This is a genomic window from Nocardioides sp. JCM 18999 (genome assembly GCF_055391175.1).
In genome coordinates, this window is the sequence record NZ_AP043887.1 from 3,261,940 (window position 1) to 3,280,482 (window position 18,543).

At 72.1% G+C, this 18,543-nt stretch carries 15 protein-coding genes; 6 read left to right on the forward strand and 9 right to left on the reverse strand.

Annotated features, from left to right (window positions below):
- Positions 1–9 precede the first annotated feature (9 nt).
- The 3 genes from ACZ5J1_RS16195 to ACZ5J1_RS16205 are packed head-to-tail and all read right to left on the reverse strand — an operon-like array spanning position 10 to position 3,929.
- Entirely contained in the window at positions 10–852 is an 843-nt protein-coding gene (locus ACZ5J1_RS16195; protein WP_464560565.1) for an alpha/beta fold hydrolase, read from the reverse strand.
- Positions 849–3,545 carry a type I DNA topoisomerase gene (gene topA / locus ACZ5J1_RS16200; RefSeq protein WP_464560566.1) on the reverse strand — a complete coding sequence of 899 codons (2,697 nt, stop codon included), beginning with the start codon at positions 3,543–3,545 and terminating at the stop codon, positions 849–851. The genes ACZ5J1_RS16195 and topA overlap by 4 nt, the downstream gene beginning before the upstream one ends.
- 45 nt (positions 3,546–3,590) lie before the next feature.
- Positions 3,591–3,929 carry a hypothetical protein gene (locus ACZ5J1_RS16205; RefSeq protein WP_464560567.1) on the reverse strand — a complete coding sequence of 113 codons (339 nt, stop codon included), beginning with the start codon at positions 3,927–3,929 and terminating at the stop codon, positions 3,591–3,593.
- Positions 3,930–3,952: 23 nt separating this feature from the next.
- Between ACZ5J1_RS16205 and ACZ5J1_RS16210 the strand changes: the two genes are divergently transcribed.
- Entirely contained in the window at positions 3,953–4,774 is an 822-nt protein-coding gene (locus ACZ5J1_RS16210; RefSeq protein WP_464560568.1) for a hypothetical protein, read from the forward strand.
- On the opposite strand, the gene ACZ5J1_RS16215 is transcribed toward ACZ5J1_RS16210, so the two are convergent.
- Positions 4,761–6,245 carry a DUF7059 domain-containing protein gene (locus ACZ5J1_RS16215; protein ID WP_464560569.1) on the reverse strand — a complete coding sequence of 495 codons (1,485 nt, stop codon included), beginning with the start codon at positions 6,243–6,245 and terminating at the stop codon, positions 4,761–4,763. The genes ACZ5J1_RS16210 and ACZ5J1_RS16215 overlap by 14 nt on opposite strands.
- A gap of 124 nt (positions 6,246–6,369) precedes the next feature.
- Here ACZ5J1_RS16215 and ACZ5J1_RS16220 point away from each other — a divergent pair, with 124 nt between their 5' ends.
- On the forward strand, positions 6,370–11,661 hold the full coding sequence (locus ACZ5J1_RS16220) for an Ig-like domain repeat protein (protein ID WP_464560570.1): 5,292 nt from the start codon (positions 6,370–6,372) through the stop codon (positions 11,659–11,661).
- Between the two features lie 3 nt (positions 11,662–11,664).
- Here ACZ5J1_RS16220 and ACZ5J1_RS16225 read toward each other — a convergent pair whose 3' ends face one another.
- Complete coding sequence (locus ACZ5J1_RS16225; protein WP_464560571.1) at positions 11,665–12,003, reverse strand: STAS domain-containing protein; 339 nt, start codon at positions 12,001–12,003, stop codon at positions 11,665–11,667.
- A gap of 44 nt (positions 12,004–12,047) precedes the next feature.
- Here ACZ5J1_RS16225 and ACZ5J1_RS16230 point away from each other — a divergent pair, with 44 nt between their 5' ends.
- The gene (locus ACZ5J1_RS16230) at positions 12,048–14,330 is read left to right on the forward strand and encodes a DEAD/DEAH box helicase (protein WP_464560572.1); all 2,283 of its coding nucleotides are present in this window, start codon (positions 12,048–12,050) and stop codon (positions 14,328–14,330) included.
- 18 nt (positions 14,331–14,348) lie between these two features.
- Complete coding sequence (locus tag ACZ5J1_RS16235; protein ID WP_464560573.1) at positions 14,349–14,624, forward strand: hypothetical protein; 276 nt, start codon at positions 14,349–14,351, stop codon at positions 14,622–14,624.
- 19 nt (positions 14,625–14,643) lie between these two features.
- On the opposite strand, the gene ACZ5J1_RS16240 is transcribed toward ACZ5J1_RS16235, so the two are convergent.
- On the reverse strand, positions 14,644–15,270 hold the full coding sequence (locus tag ACZ5J1_RS16240) for a TetR/AcrR family transcriptional regulator (protein ID WP_464560574.1): 627 nt from the start codon (positions 15,268–15,270) through the stop codon (positions 14,644–14,646).
- A gap of 34 nt (positions 15,271–15,304) precedes the next feature.
- Between ACZ5J1_RS16240 and ACZ5J1_RS16245 the strand changes: the two genes are divergently transcribed.
- Together ACZ5J1_RS16245 and ACZ5J1_RS16250 are read left to right on the forward strand one after the other, a co-directional pair.
- Positions 15,305–16,852, forward strand: a complete 1,548-nt coding sequence (locus tag ACZ5J1_RS16245) for a hypothetical protein (RefSeq protein WP_464560575.1) — start codon at positions 15,305–15,307, stop codon at positions 16,850–16,852.
- Positions 16,849–17,643: an SDR family oxidoreductase gene (locus tag ACZ5J1_RS16250; RefSeq protein WP_464560576.1), complete on the forward strand. Its 795-nt coding sequence runs from the start codon at positions 16,849–16,851 to the stop codon at positions 17,641–17,643. Before ACZ5J1_RS16245 ends, ACZ5J1_RS16250 begins: the two co-directional genes overlap by 4 nt.
- On the opposite strand, the gene ACZ5J1_RS16255 is transcribed toward ACZ5J1_RS16250, so the two are convergent.
- Genes ACZ5J1_RS16255 through ACZ5J1_RS16265 form a run of 3 tightly spaced genes read right to left on the reverse strand, consistent with a single transcriptional unit; the run spans position 17,620 to position 18,508 of the window.
- Positions 17,620–17,970: an Rv3654c family TadE-like protein gene (locus tag ACZ5J1_RS16255; protein WP_464560577.1), complete on the reverse strand. Its 351-nt coding sequence runs from the start codon at positions 17,968–17,970 to the stop codon at positions 17,620–17,622. The two genes, ACZ5J1_RS16250 and ACZ5J1_RS16255, sit on opposite strands and share 24 nt — an antisense overlap.
- The gene (locus ACZ5J1_RS16260) at positions 17,967–18,275 is read right to left on the reverse strand and encodes a TadE family type IV pilus minor pilin (protein ID WP_464560578.1); all 309 of its coding nucleotides are present in this window, start codon (positions 18,273–18,275) and stop codon (positions 17,967–17,969) included. The genes ACZ5J1_RS16255 and ACZ5J1_RS16260 overlap by 4 nt, the downstream gene beginning before the upstream one ends.
- Before the next feature lie 44 nt (positions 18,276–18,319).
- Positions 18,320–18,508, reverse strand: coding sequence for a DUF4244 domain-containing protein (locus ACZ5J1_RS16265; RefSeq protein WP_464560579.1), 189 nt, complete (start codon positions 18,506–18,508; stop codon positions 18,320–18,322).
- Positions 18,509–18,543: the final 35 nt, after the last annotated feature.

The window sequence follows — 18,543 nt, forward strand, 5'->3', positions numbered from 1 at the left end:
GTCACCAACCTAGGCGGGGTCGCCGACGAGTGCCGACGACGTCCAGGTCACGATCTGGTCGAGCACCGACTCGGGGCGGCGGGCCCACTTGAAGTGGTCGATCCCCTCGCCCTCGAGGGTGCGCAGGTCGACCCGCGCGTTCGGCGCCAGCCGGACCAGGCCCGCGACCGCCGACATCGGCGCCAGCGAGTCGTCGGCGATGTGGAAGTCGAGGATCGGCAGCTCGAGCGCGGCCAGCTGCTCAGGGGTGGCTCCGGGGAGGCGTCCGGTGAGCGAGAGCCGGCTCCAGTCCCGGATCAGGCCGCGGGACTCGCGGCCGGCGAACTTCAGCTGCTTGCCCGGGAAGTGGCCGAGCACCGTCGCCGTGAGGCGGAACAGCGGGGCGACACCGAGCAGGAACGGCCGGAAGTCGCGCCAGTACGGCGTCCCCGAACCGACCAGCACCAGGCCGGCGATCCGCCCGGGCTGGGCGGCGGCGAACGCGAGCGCGAGCTGGCCGCCCATCGAGTGGCCCAGCACGACGATCGGCCGGTCGGGGAACTGGCGCTCGACCTCGGCGACACTGGCCTCGAGGTCGTCGAGCATCTCGGCGTAGCCGAAGTCGTAGGAGTGGCTCGGCACCCGGCCGCCCGGACCTTCGTGCGGAGCCTCGTGGCCGCGCAGCTCGGTGAGCGCCGCGGTCAGCCCGGCATCGGCGAAGGCGGCGCACAGCCGGTGGTAGTAGCCCGCCGGCATCCCCATCGCGGGCTCGACCAGCACGACCGGACCGGCCGCGTCAGCGGCTGGCCAGGTGACGACGGTGAAGCTGGTGCCCTCGGCGCGCGTGAGGACGGTGCTGGTCGGCGTGCTCACGCCTTCTTCGCAGCCTTCTTCGCCGTCGTCTTCTTGGCGGCGGCCTTCTTGGTCGTCGTCTTCTTCGCGGCGGCCTTCTTGGCGGTCTTCTTCGCCGCCTTCTTGGCCGGACCCTTGGCCCGTCGCTCGGCGAGCAGCTCGGCGGCCCGCTCCAGCGTCATCGTGGCGAGGTCGTCGTCCTTGCGCAGGGTGGCGTTGTACTCACCGTCGGTGACGTAGTCGCCGAAGCGGCCGGACTTGGCGACGATCGGCGCACCGGAGACCGGGTCGTTGCCGAACTCCTTGAGCGGCGCAGCGGCCGCGGCGCGACCGCGGGCCTTGGGCTGGGCGTAGATCGCCAGCGCCTCGGGCAGCGTGATCGTGAGCAGCTGGTCCTCGGTGACGAGGGAGCGCGAGTCGGTGCCCTTCTTGAGGTACGGGCCGTAGCGACCGTTCTGCGCCGTGATCTCCTCGCCGTCCTCGGCGACGCCGACCACGCGGGGCAGGGTGAGCAGCTTGACCGCGTCGTCGAGCGTGATGGTCTCGAGCGTCATGTCCTTGAACAGCGACGCGGTGCGGGCCTTGGCGCCCTTGGGGGCGTCCTCGGGCAGCACCTCGGTGACGTAGGCGCCGTACCGGCCGGCCTTCGCCACGATCGGCAGACCGGTCTCGGGGTGCGAGCCCAGGTCGATGTCGACGCCGGTCGGGTTGGCCAGCAGCTCCTTGGCCTTCTCCACGGTGAGCTCGTCGGGCGGCAGGTCGTCGGGCACGTTGGCGCGCTTGCCCAGCGGGGTGCCGTCGTCGTCGGGGCCCTCGAGGTAGGGGCCGTACTTGCCGACCCGCAGCTCGATCCCGGAGTCGGCACCGCCGACGGGGAAGGTGGCGTTGGCGCGGGCGTCGATGTCGCCGAGGTTGTCGACGACCTGCCGCAGTCCCTCGAGCGCAGCGGTGCCGAAGTAGAACTCGGCGAGCTCCTCGGCGCGGGTGGCGTTGCCGTTGGCGATCTCGTCGAGCACCCGCTCCATCGAGGCGGTGAAGTCGTAGTCGACGAACCGGTCGAAGTGCTCCTCGAGCAACCGGTTGGCGGCGAAGGCGATCCAGGCGGGCACCAGCGCGGTGCCCTTCTTGAACACGTAGCCGCGGTTGAGGATCGTGGAGATGATCGAGGCGTACGTCGACGGGCGACCGATCTCGCGCTCTTCGAGCTCCTTGATCAGGGTGGCTTCGGTGTAGCGCGCCGGGGGCTTGGTCTCGTGCCCGTTCGCCGAGAGCTTCCCGGCGTTGACGGGGTCGCCCTCGACGAGGTTCGGCAGCCGGGTCTCGGCGTCGTCCTTCTCCGACTCCGCGGAGTCGGTGCCCTCGACGTAGGCCTTGAGGAAGCCGTGGAAGGTGATCACGCGGCCGCTGGTGCCGAAGACGACGTCCTCGCCGGTCGTGGCGGGGCCGCCGAGCCGGATCGAGACGGTCTGGCCGACCGCGTCCTTCATCTGGGAGGCGACGGTACGCATCCAGATCAGCTCGTAGAGCCGGAACTGGTCGCCGGTGAGCCCGGTCTGCGCCGGGGTGCGGAAGGTCTCGCCCGAGGGACGGATCGCCTCGTGCGCCTCCTGGGCGTTCTTCACCTTGGAGGCGTAGACCCGCGGGGCGTCGGGCAGGTAGTCGGCGCCGTACAGCTCCGCGACCTGGCGACGGGCCGCGGTGATCGCGGTGTCGGACAGGCTCGTGGAGTCCGTACGCATGTAGGTGATGTAGCCGTTCTCGTACAGCCGCTGCGCGACGCTCATCGTCACGCTGGAGCTCATCCCGAGCTTGCGGCTGGCCTCCTGCTGCAGCGTCGTGGTGCGGAACGGCGCGTAGGGCGAGCGGCGGTAGGGCTTGGACTCGACGCTGCGGACGTCGTACGTCGTGTCCGCCAGGGCGCTGACGAGGGCCTCGGCCCGGGTGCGGTCCAGGTGGACCACGTTGCCGGTGAGCTCGCCGTTCTGGTTGAAGTTGGAGCCGGAGGCGACCCGGGTGCCGTCGATCGAGTGCAGCTTGGCCGGGAACATCCGGGTGCCGGACTCGGCCTTGCTGCCGGCGTCGAAGGTGCCCTCGAGGTCCCAGTAGGAGGCGACCTTGAACTTGATCCGGTCGCGCTCCCGATCGACCACGAGCCGGGTGGCGACGGACTGGACCCGGCCGGCCGAGAGGCCGGAGGCGACCTTGCGCCACAGCACCGGGGAGACCTCGTAGCCGTAGAGCCGGTCGAGGATGCGGCGGGTCTCCTGGGCGTCGACCAGCGACTGGTTGATGTCGCGGGTGTTGGCGGCGGCCTCCTGGATGGCCGACTTGGTGATCTCGTGGAAGACCATCCGCTTGACGGGGATGTTCTTCGGCTTGAGCTCGTCGAGGAGGTGCCAGGCGATCGCCTCTCCCTCGCGGTCCTCATCGGTGGCGAGGTAGAGCTCGTCGGCGTCCTTCAGCAGGCTCTTGAGCTTGGTGATGTGGCTCTTCTTGTCGCGCGGGACGACGTAGTACGGCTCGAAGCCGTTCTCGGTGTCCACGCCGAAGCGGCCCCACGGCTTGTCCTTGATCTTCGCGGGGATCTCCGCGGCGGACTGGGGCAGGTCACGGATGTGGCCGATCGAGGACTCCACGACGAAGCCGTCCCCGAGATAGCCGCCAATAGTGCGTGCTTTCGCGGGGGACTCGACGATCACCAACTTGTGTGCCACGCGACGAAAGGTACCTCGTCGTGTCCAGTGGTGATGTTGTCGGCGTCAGTCCGAGGCGCTGTCGCGTTGCTCGCGCCGCTCGTGGAGACGCTGCTCCGCGGCCTCGGCGTAGGCCAGACACGGCGCGTCGGCATCGGGGTGCTTCTGCTTGAGGTGGAAGATCCAGCGGTCCATCGCGGCCATGTATCCGTTGTCCTCGCCGGGCCGGTAGACCGACCAGGCGCGCTCGCTCCGACTGCCCTTCGCGCCGCCCTTCACCGTGCAGGTGGTGCAGGTGATCTTGTAGACGAACTGCTCGTCGGCCCCGATGTCGATCTTCACCTGGCCGAGCGGGCCCGCCTCGACCCCGGCCTTGCGCTCCCGAGCGGACTTACTGGCAACCATGGCGTCGATCCTAGGTTCTGTCGGTGGCTGCTGGTGCGATCGTCCTGGACGACGACTTCCCCCGATGGAGGTCTCAGATGTACGACGACTACAACGGTTCCGGCTGGACGCTCGGCGATGCTGATGGGGCGCTGCACCTGTGCCCCGAGTGCCGGGACCTGCTCTACGACGTGGTGTCCCTGTCACGACGTGGCCCGGCGACGCTGGTCCAGGACCCGCCCGACTGGGTGGCGGCGATGAACTGGCTGGACTCCCACTGCGGGTCGCGGCAGGCGGTGCTCACCCTCGATGCGGCCCCGCTGCGGGGGCCGGTGCCGGCCGCACCGACCGGCCTCGAACCGGAGCAGCTCGAGCGGTACGGCGCGGTCGCGGAACTGCTCGACGCCACCAGCGAGCGGTTCTTCGACGGGCGGGGCGGTGAGATCCACCTGGCGTTGCGGCGAGGACTCGCGCTGACCGTGGAGCGGCGCCCGAGCCTGCTGCGCGACGAGCGGCCGGTCCGGTTGGCCCTGGGCGTGATCTGGGCGGTCGGGAAGGCCAACGGTCTGCTCCACCCGATCGGGATGGAGACGGAGAAGACGATCCGGGAGTTCCTGGGCTCGGACGCCGGCGCGAGTGCGGTGGGCAAGAAGGTGCAGCTCGCGATCCGGAGCGTCTACGCCTGGGCCGGGGATGATCGACCGGGCTGGCGCTGGCCCTCCGAGGCCGCCGGGCTGGTGCCGCTGGGGCAGCCCGGGCTGTTGACGGCCCGCGCCCGGTCCCGTCTCCTGGAGGTCCGGGAGCGAGCCCTCCAGGCGATGGCCACGGAGCCGTGGCCACCGCGACCGGAGGTCATCCCAGCGTGAGGAACCCCTGCTCGACCAGCGTCCGCGCGACGGGCAGGTAGGTCTCCCGGGTCTCGGCGGGGTCGGCGTCGAGCAGGCTGCTGATCGCGTCGAGGATCTGGCCCAGGCTCAGCTCGCCGTCGCAGGCGCCGACCAGCGCCGCGGTGACGGTGTCGGCCTGGTGGGCCCGGCGCAGGCCGCGCTGCTGGCGCAGCACGATCGCCGACGGGTCGTCGGCGCCGGGGGCGCCGAAGGTCTCCTGCTGCAGGTCCGACGGCGCGACCAGGTGGCTGTCGAGGTCGACCTCGGCACGGACGGCGTCGCCCCAGGCCGAGATCGCCGGGGCGATCGGCTGCTCGACGTCGTAGGGCCACTCGACCAGCTCGGTGCGCGGGGCCCCGGCACCGGTCTTGTGCAGGTTGATCCAGCCGAAGCCGACGCCCTCGATGCCGTGGCTCTCCATCCAGGCGAGCCAGGTGTCGTAGCGGAACAGGTACTCCTCGCCTCCCCAGTGCCCGGAGTCCTTGAGCCAGAGCTCGACGTAGGCGGCGGGGTCGAGGATCTCCCGCTGGACGATCAGGGCGTCGGTGTCCTCACCGAGCCAGCCCGCCAGCCGCTCGTCCCAGGGCTGGTCCGTGCGGATCACCCAGTTGGCCAGGATCTGGCACCAGCCACCGGGGTTGAGCCGGTCGGGGGCGGCCCGGACGATGTCCTCGACCACCCGGTCGCCGGGCAGGCCCGAGTCGCGGTAGACCAGGCGCTCGCCGGTGGCCGGGGAGATTACGAACGGCGGGTTGGTCGCGATCAGGTCGAAGGTCTCGGACGCGACCGGCTCGAAGAAGGAGCCGTTGCGGACGTCGACCAGGTCGGCGACGTCGTTGAGCGCGGCGTTGAAGGAGGTCATCCACAGGGCGCGGGTGTTGACGTCGGTGGCGACGACCGACCGGGAGTGCCGGGCCAGGTGCAGGGCCTGGACGCCACAGCCGGTGCCGAGGTCGAGGCTGGTGCCGACCTCGTGGCGCAGGGTGAGCTGGGCCAGCGAGGTGGAGGCGGGGCTGATCCCGAGGACGTAGTTGGTGCCGACCCGCTGCGGGCCGCCGTCCAGGCCGGGGGTGAGGTCGCTGACCACCCAGAGGTCCTGGGACCCGACGGCGTCGTCGACGGAGTACGGCCGCACGTCCATCCGGGCGGCGACCTCGCCGATCGACTGCTCGAGCAGTCCGTTGACCGCGAGCTGGTCGACCAGGCCCGGCAGGGCCGCCTCGGCCGCGGAGGCGTCGACGGGGACCTGGAGCAGGAAGAGCCGGATCAGCGTCTCGAGCGGGGATCCGCCCTTGGTCGCCTGCCGACCGGGCACGGTCTCGTTGCGACCCAGCGCCGCGTGCGCGAGCGGACCGAGCTGCTCGGCGACCTGGTCGTAGGTGAATCCGGCGGCGACCAGCGCCTTCCGGAGTCGGTGGGGCAGGTCGTGATGCTGAACGGCTCCGGACACCGGCCCAGCCTAGTCCGAAAGGCCCGATGCGATCAGAAACGCCCACGCGCTCCCTGAGCCTGGGTTACGTTCCGCGAACGCGGCGCTCGGAAGCCGTCCTCAGACGCGAAACATGGGGTTCCACATGTCCGTGATCACTCGTGCCACGGCACGCACCGCCACGATCCTCCTGGTGACGACGATGCTGAGCCTCGGCGTCAGCCTCGCCGGCCCGGCGGCAGCCCGGGCGAGCGAGCCGGTTACCGGCGTCGCCTCGGTGCGGGTGGTCGACGGGCTCGGTCGCGGCATCTCCGACCGGGAGATCGCGGTGTGGGCGATGACCCGGTCGGGCAGCGGGTGGCACTACACCTACGCCGCGGCGGACCAGGGGGACGGCGACTTCGCCGTCACGGTGCCGCAGGGTGAGGAGTTCGTCCTGGCCGCCCAGGCGATCAACGGCGGCACCCGCTACTACCTGAGCCCCGACGGCACCACGACCTCCCTGAGCAACGCCGCCCAGTGGGAGATCCCCGCCGGCGCCGCGACGATCTCGACCGGCACGCTCACCCTGTGGACGGACCGGTCCCTGGTCACCGTCAACGTCGAGGACACCTCCGGGCACCCGGTCACCGGGTCCGACACCTGGCTCAACGCGTACCTCTACGACCCGGTCGGCGAGCAGTGGCAGCAGGTGTCGGACGGGCTCGAGCAGGGTGACGGCGCCTGGACGTTCCGGCTCCGCTTCGGCTCCGCGTACACGATCGGGGCGCACAACCACCTCACCGGCGGGGACACGTTCCTCGGCGGAACCGCCGCCCAGGACGACCCGAGCACCGACGTCTTCACGCTGACCACCGACCAGACGTCGTACGACGCCGGGACGATCACCCTGCCGGTGCCGACCAAGCTCCGGGTCGACCTCGTCGACGCCGACGGCGACCCGCTCACCCGGGGGAGCTACGAGGTCTCACTCCTCACGAACAACGACGACGGCGCTGGCCCGTGGGGCGAGGTGGCCGCCCAAGCCACCATCGCGCCCGAGGAGGACGGCAACAGCTCGTTCACCTTCCACGTCGACCCGACCGTCGACTACCTGCTGAAGGTGCTCACCACGAGCGACGACACCCCCGCCTGGGCGTTCCACAGCGACAGCGGCCTGGTGACCGCCACCGAGGACGCCACGGTGCTGCGGGTGCCGAGCGGTGAGACGACGACCGTCGCCAGCACGGTCCCCCAGGCGCGCAGCATCACCGGGCACCTCACCGACGGCACCGACCCGATCGCCGGCGCTGACGTCACGCTCTACGGCTCCGACGACTGCGAACCCGGCACGGCCGCAGCCGACTGCAGCGGCACCTGGGTCGACGATGCCCGCACCGCCGAGGACGGCTCGTTCACGCTCAACCCGCAGGCCTCCCTGGCGGCGTTCGCCTCGTACTGGGTCCGACTCGATCACCCTCGGCCCGGCCGCGTCGCCGCCGCCTCGACCGTGGTCGCCGCCCCGGCCGACGGAGGGAGTGCCGACGTCGGCACGATCGTCGAGACCCTCGGCGGCCACGCCCTGATCGGGCCGCTGGTCCTGCCCGCGAACACCGACGCCGGTCCCGGCGAGCTCGAGGTGCGGCTCTACCGCTGGGACGGCTCCGGCTGGACGTCGGCCGACTCCTGGACCGGGACGTCGAGCGAGTACGGCTTCACCGGCCTCGTCCCCGGCCTGACCTACGCCGTGAAGGTGAGCTTCCACGACGCGGACACCGGCATCCGGTACCCGACCTCCTGGTCGGGTCCGACCGGATTCGCCCCGGTCGACCAGCACGCGTCCGGCACCGTCGCCTACACCGGGGCGACCAACCCGACCGACGGACCGACCGTCGCGGTCCGCGAGGGCGTCGACCTGACCGGCACGCTCGTCCACCACGACGGCAGCCCCTGCGACGGCTGCTCCGGCCACCTGCTGGGCACCGGGCCCGGCGGCGCCCTGGACCCCGTGTCGGTCCACACCTCCGGGATCGGACAGTTCGGCCTCCGCGTCCTGCCCGGCGGCCACTACGAGCTCTCGGCCACCGGGGAGGACTCCACGAGCGCGTCCTTCGGACCGTGGGCGGTCAACGCCGCGCGAGACCTCGGCACCCTCACCCTGCCCGCGCCTCGCCAGGTCACCGGCCGCCTCACCGATGGCACCCACCCGATCGCCGGCGCCACGATCGCGCTCTACGTCGCCAACCCCAGCGGTTGCCCGCCGTCGTGCCCTTCCGGTCAGTACGTGACCAGCGGGACGACCGACGCTGACGGCCGATTCGGCCTCTCCCCGCGCTCGTTGCACGGCCCGTTCGTCGGCGTGTGGGTGCAGGTCGACCACCCGAAGCCCGGCTACGCCCCGGCGACCTCGAACCCGGTCCTGCTGCCGGAGGACGGGTCGAACGCGGACGTCGGCACGATCGTCGCCACCGTCGGCGCGCACGCGCTGGTCGGCCAGCTCACCCCACCGGCCGGTGTCTCGGTCGACTCGATCACGGCGCAGGCCTCCCTCTACCGCTGGTCCGGCGGCGCCTGGGGGCTGGTCGACAGCACGCGGACGGCGGGGACCGAGTACGGCTTCACCGACCTCGTCCCCGGAGCGACCTACGCCGTCGCCCTGGACGCGCAGGACCGTGACTCCGGGGTGGCCTATCCCCGGGTCTGGTCCGGTGCCAACGGATTCAAGCCGGTCGACCAGAACGCTCCGGGCAGCGTCGCCTACCTCGGCACCAGCAACCCGACCGCCGGCCCCACCCTCCAGGTCCGGACCGGCGCCACCCTGAGCGGCAAGCTGCTCAACGCCGACGGGACGCCGTGCCGCTCCTGCTCGATCTCCGCCTCCGCGACCGACGTCGACGGCCAGGCGCTGATCGCTCCGCTCGAGGCCAGCACCGGCCAGAACGGAGCCTTCGCGTTCCGGGTCCTGCCCGGCGCCCGCTACGCGCTCACGGCGTACGACGCCCACGGGACGGCAACGGACTTCGGGCCGTGGCAGATCGGGGCGACCACCAACCTCGGCAGCCTCAGCCTCCACGGTGAGCCGGTGACGCCGCTCGAGGCGCCGGCCCTCTCCTCGACCCACCCGACCATCGGCGACACCGTCGCCGTCACGGCTGCGTGGGCGACCGGAGTGGTGCCGCACTACACCTGGCGCTGGTACGACCCGACCTGGACCGAGCACACCAGCACGGGCACCCAGCTCGTCATCCCCGCCGCGGCCGCCGGCCGGCCGGTCTCGATCCGGGTCCGGGCCACCAGCACCGGCATGGCGCCGTACGACGTGACCCTGTCCACGGTGCCGGTGGTCGATCCGTCGGTCGCCCAGACGAGCGTGACCGTCAGCGTCACGACCACGGGCGCGCGCACCGGCGTCGTGGCGGGCGGCTACGTCTCCGCCTTCGACGAGGTCAGCGGGACCTCGGCCAGCGCCTTCACCAACGGCGCCGGCCAGGCGGTCCTGGTGCTGCTGCAGGGGCACACCTACGCGATCACCGCCTCCACGGCGGACTGGTCCCACGCCGCGCACGCCACCTACCTCGCCCCGGACACCGCCACCGGGACGAGGGCGATCAGCATCACCGTCCCGCCCCCGCCGCCGGGGAACGTCAGCATCGGTGGCGCCGGGGTGATCAGCACCGGCGGCGGCACCAGCCAACCGACGATCAACTGGTCCGAGGCCACCACCGTGACCCTGACCGGCTGCGCGACGACCGCCGACGGACAGCCGCCGACCTGGTCGATGACGTTCGTCGGCGAGCCCGGCCAGACCCAGCGGACCGGCACGTTCACCTCCGCCACGAGTGCGGGCGTCACGACCTACTCCGCCACCATCCCGGCACTCCTCCCCGCGCACGGGCAGGTCACGGTCAGCACCAACATCGCGCCGACGTGCGGCGCGGCCCCCACGAGCTTCAGCCTCTACATCGACCCCTCCGGGGCGGTCGTCGACCAGTACGGCCGGCCGATCTCCGGGGCGACGGTGACGCTGTCCGCCCTCGCCGACGCCGACGGCACGTCGACCAACGGTGTCGGCACCTACACCGAGGTGCCCGACGGTTCGGAGCAGATGTCCCCCGACAACCGCACCAACCCCGACACCACCGACGACGCCGGCACCTTCCGGTGGGACGTCACCGGCGGCGCCTACTACAAGGTGCTGGCCTCGGCCGACGGCTGCGGCTCCGCGTCCACGCCGCCGCTCTACGTCGGCAGCCCGGCGATCGACCTGACCATCAGGCTCACCTGCACCGACGGGGCGCACAGCCTCAGCCCGTCGGCCACGGTCGACTACACCGGCAGCCCGAAGGTCGGCACCCTGCTGACGGCGCGCGACCCGTGGGCAGGCGCGGGCCTGGGCACGGACTACACGCCGACCTACACGTGGCGGGTCAAGCACGGCACCCAGCCGGCGACCGTGGTCGGCACCTCGGCGACCTACACGCCGACGACCGCCGACGCCGGTGGCACGATCACGCTGTCGGAGACCGTGAAGCGGGACGCCTACCGGGGCGGCAACTCGACGCCCGTGACCTTCACCGCGTCGGCCTCCTCCACGTCGGCCACGGCGACCGTCGCCTCCGGCACCCAGGGGACGCTCGCGCAGCCGCTGAAGCCGACCGGCTCCGGCAAGGTCGGCTCCACGCTCACCGTTCCGGCGACGCCGCCGACCGGTGGCGCGGCGGGCACCACGTTCACCTGGGCGTGGGCGGTCGGCGGGACGACCGTGTCGGGCAGTGACAACGCCACCACCTACGTGGTCACCCCGACCGCCGTCGGTCGCCCGATCACGGTGACCTACACCGCCACCGCGCTCGGGTACGACGCCGCGACGGTCAACAGCGCCGGCGTGACCGGTCTCCTCGGCGACGCTCCCAGTACGACGTCGAAGCCGGTGGTCCAGGGCACGCCGACGGTCGGTCAGCGGCTGAGCGCCAGCGCCGGCGCGTGGAGCGCGGCCGGGACGGCGACGTACGCCTGGACCCGGAACGGGAAGCCGATCACCGGCGCCACCGGGAGCGGCTACACCGTCGGCGCCGGCGACGTGGGCGCCCTGATCGCGGCCACCGTCAGCTGGCGCCGGGCGGGCTACGCCGACGGCATCGCGTCGGCCACCGGCGTCCGGATCGGGAAGGCCGCCGCCACCGTGACGGCCAAGCTCGGCGCCGTCAAGGCGAAGCCGAAGAAGGGGGTCCTCACCGTCACGGTGACGTCCGCGAAGGGCCTCCCGCTGACCGGTTCGGTGACGGTGCTGGACGGAACCACGGTCGTCGCGGCGGCCACCGTCCCGGCCAAGGGTGTCGTCCGGGTGGCCCTGGTCAAGGTGAAGAAGAAGGGTTCCCACCAGCTGACGGTGAAGTTCAGCGGCAACGCCGCGCTGCTGGCCGCCACGAGCAGGCCCCCGGCGCTGAAGATCAAGTAGCTGTCAGGCGGCGCCCGCGGCCGAGGCCGCGGTCGGGAAGATGTCGAACACCTTCGCCAGCCCGGTGATCCGGAAGATCTTCAGCAGGCGCTCGTTGGTGCAGACCAGGGTGAGGCTGCCCTCGTGGGTGCGGGCCCGCTTGAGCCCACCGACCAGCACGCCGAGCCCGGTGGAGTCGAGGAAGTCGACGCCCTCGAGGTCGACGACGATCCGGTAGTGGCCGGCCTCGACCAGCTCGACGAGCTTCTCCCGCAGCCGCGGCGCGGTGTAGACGTCGATCTCGCCCACCACGGCTACCACCTGGGCGCCGGCGAGCTCGGAGGTCGAGAGACTGAGATCCACCTGGCCTATGTAACCATGCCGCGGTGATGTCGGTAACAGCGCTCGTGGATCGGCTCTCGGCCGCCCCGGGGCGCGAGGGTCGGCTCACCCACGTCGAGCAGCTGCCCGCACGGCAGGCCGACACGGTCGAGTGGCCGGGCTGGGCGCATCCCGAGGTGGTCGAGGCGTTCCGGTCCCGGGGCATCGACCGGCCGTGGCGGCACCAGGTGGTCGCCGCCGACGCCGCCGTCTCCGGAGCGCACGTGGCGCTGGCGACGGGGACCGCGTCGGGCAAGTCGCTCGCCTACCAGCTGCCGGGGCTGACCCGGATCCTCGAGTCGCGGGGCGAGCGGGGGCAGCGCGGCGCCAGCGTGCTGTACATCGCCCCGACCAAGGCGCTCGCCCAGGACCAGCTGGCCCGGATCGAGGCGCTCGAGCTCGGGGTCCGCGTCGCGGCGCACGACGGCGATGCCTCGCGGGAGCAGCGGGAGTGGACCCGCGCCTTCGCCGAGTACGTGCTGACGAACCCCGACATGCTGCACCGGTCGATGCTGCCCGGGCACAGCCGCTGGGCCTCGTTCTGGCGCTCGCTGTCCTACGTCGTCGTCGACGAGTGCCACCACTACCGCGGCGTCTTCGGCGCCCACGTCGCGCACGTGCTGCGGCGGCTGCGCCGGATCGCGGCCTCGTACGGGGCGAACCCGACCTTCATCCTCGCCTCGGCCACGATCGCCGAGCCCGAGGTCACCGGGGCCCGGCTGACGGGGCTCGAGGTCGTGCCGGTCACCCGCGACGGGTCGCCCCGGGGGACGCTGACCCTCGGGCTGTGGCAGCCACCGCTGACGGCGTACGCCGGGGAGAACGGCGCCCCCTTGCGCCGGGCCGCCTCCTCGGAGACCGCCGACCTGCTCACCGACCTGGTCGTGTCCGGGGTGAAGACCCTGGCGTTCGTCCGGTCCCGCGCCGGCGTCGAGCAGGTCGCGATGACCACCCAGGCGCACCTGGCCGAGGTGGACCCGTCGCTGCCCGCGCGGGTGGCGGCCTACCGCGGCGGGTACCTGCCCGAGGAACGACGAGCGATCGAGACCGCGATCCGGACCGGGGAGCTGTGGGGGATCGCCGCGACCAACGCGCTCGAGCTCGGCATCGACGTCACCGGCCTCGACGCGGTGCTGATCGCCGGCTACCCGGGCACCCGGGCCGCGCTGTGGCAGCAGCTCGGGCGGGCGGGCCGCGGCGCCCAGGACGCGCTCGGCATGCTGATCGCCCGCGACGACCCGCTCGACACCTACCTCGTCACCCACCCCGAGGCGCTGGTCGGGCAGCCGGTCGAGGCGACCGTCTTCGACCCGAGCAACCCCTACGTGCTCGGCCCGCACCTGTGCGCCGCGGCCCAGGAGATCCCGGTGACCAGCGCCGACGAGGAGCTCTTCGGGCCGACGATGGTCCCCCTCCTGGAGCAGCTGACCGCTGCCGGGGTGCTGCGCAAGCGCCCGCGCGGATGGTTCTGGACCGACGCGCGTCGGGCCGCGGACCTGGTCGACATCCGGGGATCGGACGGCGGCAACGTCCAGCTGATCGAGGGCTCCTCGGGCCGGGTGGTCGGCACCGTCGACATCGGCCGGGCGCACTCGACCGCCCACACCGGCGCCGTCTACCTGCACATGGGCGAGACCTGGCTGGTCGACCATCTCGACCTGGAGGACCGGGTCGCCCAGATGGAGCGGGCCGACCCGCCGTACTCGACGATGGCGCGCGAGCAGACCGAGATCCGGATCGTCGAGGAGAAGGAGCACGAGGCGTGGGGCCAGTGCCGGCTCAGCTGGGGTGACGTCGAGGTCTCCCACCAGGTGGTGTCGTTCCTCCGGCGTCGGGTGCCGAGCGGGGAGATCATCGGCGAGGAGCTGCTCGACCTGCCGGTCCGCACGCTGCGGACCTCGGCGGTGTGGTGGACGGTCCCGCCGGGCGTCCTGGCCGCCGCCGAGCTCGAGCAGGCCGACCTGCCGGGCTCGGCCCATGCCGCCGAGCACTGCTCGATCGGGCTGCTCCCCCTGTTCGCGACCTGCGACCGCTGGGACATCGGCGGGGTCTCCACCGCCGTCCATCCCGACACCGGGCTGCTCACCGTCTTCGTGTACGACGGCCACGCCGGTGGGGCCGGCTTCGCCGAACGCGGCTACCGGACGGCGCGGACCTGGCTGACGGCGACGCTGGAGACGATCGAGGCGTGCGAGTGCGACGACGGCTGCCCCTCGTGCATCCAGTCCCCCAAGTGCGGCAACGGCAACAACCCGCTGGACAAGCACGGGGCGGCGCGGCTGCTGCGTGCCCTGCTCGGAACGCTCTGAAACGGTTAGTCTCAGCCCATGTTGGCCCTTGGACTCGTGATGATCCTGCTCGGCGGACTGCTCGTCCTGGTCGGCCTCTTCGCCTCCGGTGACACCGGCGATGCGAGCCTGATGGGTGTCCACCTGGGCGCCACGGCCGTCTTCATCGCCGGTGCGCTCGCGGCCGTCCTGGTCCTGCTCGGCATCCTGATCACCCGCTGGGGTGCGCGCAGCGAGTGGCGCCGCCGCAAGGAGCGGAAGGGCTACGAGGCGATGGCCGAGCAGTTCGAGAAGGAGTCCCGCGACGGGGACTGACCCCCGTCGGTGACCTGGCTCAGAGGGTGAGCCGGTCGACCTGCTCAGCCACCAGGCGACGGACGTCCGCCGGGTCGGCACCGGTCACGTCGCCCATGAAGGACCCGAAGATCAACCAACCCAGCACCGTGGCCCCCGCCGCACTGGCCTCGGCGGCCCGCTCCTGCGGCGCGTTCCGCCACAGCGACCCGAAGAACTCCGTGGTCCGCGCCGTCCCCGGCACCGCCGACTCCGGCGCGCTCAGCACCGCGTGGGCCAGCGCCCGCCAGAACAGCGGCTGCTCCTCCAGGACCGCCAGCACCTTCGCCGACTTGAGGGTTCCTGCAGCCGAGTCCCGGGTTCCTGCAGCCGAGTCCCGGGTTCTGGGGGGTCGAGTCGCGGGTTCTGGTGCGGCGGTGAACGCGGCGACGAGCTTGTTGGCCTCCTCGTTCAGCACCGCCTCCAGGACGTCGGCCTTGGTGCCGAAGTAGCGGTGCACGAGCGCGTGGTTGACGTCGGCAGCGGCGGCGATGTCGCGCACCGAGAAGCCCTCGAACCCCCGCTCGACGAGCAGCTCCCGGGTGGCGGCGAGCACGGCGGCCCGCACCTGCTCAGGGCCCCGGGGCCGGGTGGGAGGTTGGTTCGTCGAAGCCTTCGCCGAATCCATGGACGAAGAGTAACCGACGGGTTACATTCTGCGAATGCTCCCTTCTCGCCCGCTCCGGATCGGCGCCGTCGGCGCGCTGGCGGCGCTCCTCCTCGCCGGTGCCCTGGCACCGACCCGAGCAGCCGACGAACCGACCGCCCAGCTGCCCCCGGTCCCGGCCATCCCCGGCCTCCCGATCCCTGCTCTGCCCACCGATCTGCTGGTGCCCGGCTTCATCGGCGGTGCCGTCCCGGCCCGCCCCATCACGCAGAGCTGGAAGCTCCCGCAGAATCCGGGCCTGGCCCGCAACGGGCGCTCGAGCATGCACAACGACGCCTACAGCACCGACGCCTACGCGGTCCGGGGCCCGTTGGGCCGCAACCTCACCCAGACCACGCAGTCGTACGGCGTGCGTGAGTGCGCCACGATCACCTTCGACTCCCGGGGCCGGATCGTCGGCCTGTGCGGCGGGCTCGAAGGGTTCGTGATGATGCTGATCGATCCGGTCTCCCTGCGCGCGATCGACCAGGTCACGATGTCGACCCGGGACCTCACCACGGGCGCGAACCCGTTCACCGACATCTGCGGGGGCACCTACTTCTTCCTCGACCCGAAGAACCGTGCGTTCGCCACCACGACCCGCAACTCGATCGTCCAGGTCGACGTCCGCGAGACCCCCTCGGTCGGCCTCGTCGCCCGCCGGGAGTGGAAGCTGGACAGCAAGATCCCCGACGGCGACTGCCTGGTCGCCACCGGTCTTGCCTGGAACGGGCTGATCTGGTTCGTCACCCAGCAGGGCACGGTCGGCACCCTCAACCGCGGCTCCGGTGCGGTCAGGACGCTGCGACTCGGCAAGGACGAGGGCTTCTTCAACTCGATCTCCACCGACGAGACCGGCGGGATGTACGCCGTCACCACACGAGCGATGTACCGCGTCGACGCCGGTAAGGACGGTCGACCGCACGTGACCTGGCGCCGTTCCTACGACCGCGGGTCCGCGACCAAGCCGGGCATGCTCTCCCAGGGCTCCGGCACCTCCCCGACCCTGATCGGCAAGCGCTGGGTCGCGATCACCGACAACGCCGAACCCCGCACCCGGGTGCTCTTCTACGACCGTCGCAAGGGGGTCAAGAAGCGGCTGCACTGCGCCGTCCCGATCTTCCCGAGCGGGGCCAGCACCACCGAGAACAGCCTGGTCGCGGTCGGCAACTCGGTCCTGGCCGAGAACAACTACGGGTACGCCGGCGTCCAGACGACCAACTTCGGCGCCACCACCACACCCGGGATCAGTCGCGTGGTGGTGACCAAGAAGGGCTGCAGGCTCGCCTGGGAGAACCGGACGATCTCGGCACCGACGTCGGTGGCCAAGGCCTCCCTCGGCAGCGGGCTGCTCTACGCGTACACGAAGCCCGCTCGGGGCGACGGCATCGACGCCTGGTACTTCACCGCGATCGACATCCGCACCGGCAAGGTCGTCTGGTCGAAGCTGACCGGGACCGGCATCCAGTGGAACAACCACTATGCCGCCATCTACCTCGGCCCCGACGGAGCCGCCTACATCGCGACCCTCGCGGGTCTCATCCGGATCAAGGACGGTTCATGAACACCACCCGCACGTACGTCGTCACCGGTGCTGCCAGCGGCATCGGCGCGGCGACCGTCGCCCACCTGGCCGAGCAGGGTCACCGGGTGATCACGATCGACCGGCACGAGGCCGACATCGTCGCCGACCTGGCCACGCCGGCCGGTCGGGCCGCCGCGGTCGCCGCGGTGCGGGAGCAGACCGACGTCGTGCACGGCATCGTGCCCGCGGCCGGGATCGCCGGACTGACCGGCGGTGACCCCGAGCTGGTGGCGTCGGTGAACTTCTTCGGTGCAATCGGGCTGGTCCGCGGGCTGCACGCCGAGCTCGCCGCGGCCGGGGACGCCTCGGTCGTCCTGCTCGCCTCGAACTCGATCACGTCCCAGCCGAACTGGCCGGTCGAGGTCGCCGAGGCGATCCTCACCGAGGACGAGGACGTCGCCCGCGCCGAAGCATCCGGGCGCGACGCCGTGATGATCTACCCCGCCTCGAAGGCCGCCCTGGCGTGGTGGGCGCGCAGCGAGGGGATCAAACCGGAGTGGATCGGTGCCGGGATCCGGGTCAACGCGGTGGCTCCCGGCAAGATCGCGACCCCGATGGCCACAGCCGTCGGGGCCGACCCGGTGCTGGGTGACCTGATCGATGCATTCGTCTCCCCCCTCGGTCGCGACGGGGCCGCGGAGGAGATCGCCGCCGCGATCGCCTTCCTGCTCTCCCCGAACGCCTCGCTCGTGGTCGGCTCGGTGCTCTTCGTCGACGGCGGCATGGACGCCACGCTGCACCAGCGCTCACCCGAGCCCTGGGTGATCTGAGCCGGCTCGGGCCACCGCGTCCAGGTCGGCGGACAGGCCCAGCCAGCGCGGCCCGGTGACCCGCACCGTCACCTGGACGGCGAACGACTCGACGTCGCACCCGATCAGCCGAGCACCGTTGGCGAGCGCGACGGCCCGGGCCCGTCCGCACGAGTCACCGCCGACCTGGTGGGCCGTGGCGGCCGCGAGCGCAGCGAGGTCCGCGGCGGACTGGGCACGCCGGTGGTCGACGATCAGGGCACCGACCGCGGCGGCACCGAGGCCGACCGACGCCAGCACCCCGATCATCGCGACGGCGGCCGGCACCACCGAGCCGCGTTGAGTCATCCGGTGTCCTCCCGACTCGCGACCGCGTCGGCGTGCACCGTCACCGCGGCCCAGCGGAGGATCCCGCCCGGACCGTGCACCGTCGCGCGAACGCGGACCCGGATCAGCTCCTCACCCCGCACGGTGACCCGGCTGCCCGCCGGACCGATGCGGCGGGCTCGGGCGATCGCCTCGGCTCGCGGATCGCCCCGCGCGAGCGAACGGGCCGCCTCACGCGCGGCGTCGACGGCACGCACCTGGGCCACCCCGAGGGCGAGGAACCAGGCCAGGCCGATCGTGACGGCGACCAGCACCGGGAGGGCCACCGCGAGTTCCGCGGTGGCCGCCCCTCGGCCGGATCGGGTGCGTCTCACAGGCCCAGCAGCGACAGCACGTGCTGGTACAGCTTCTCCAGCAGGTCATTGCCGAATCCCCCGGTCAGCATCTTGAACAGCAGCCCGGCGAACCCGGCGCCGGCGGCCGTCCCGACGGCGTACTCCGCCGTAGTGATCCCGCGCTGCCGGCGCCCGGCACTGCGTCCGATCATCCGTTCCTTCATCGTGAACCTCCTCCTCACCCGACCGCTCGCTGCGA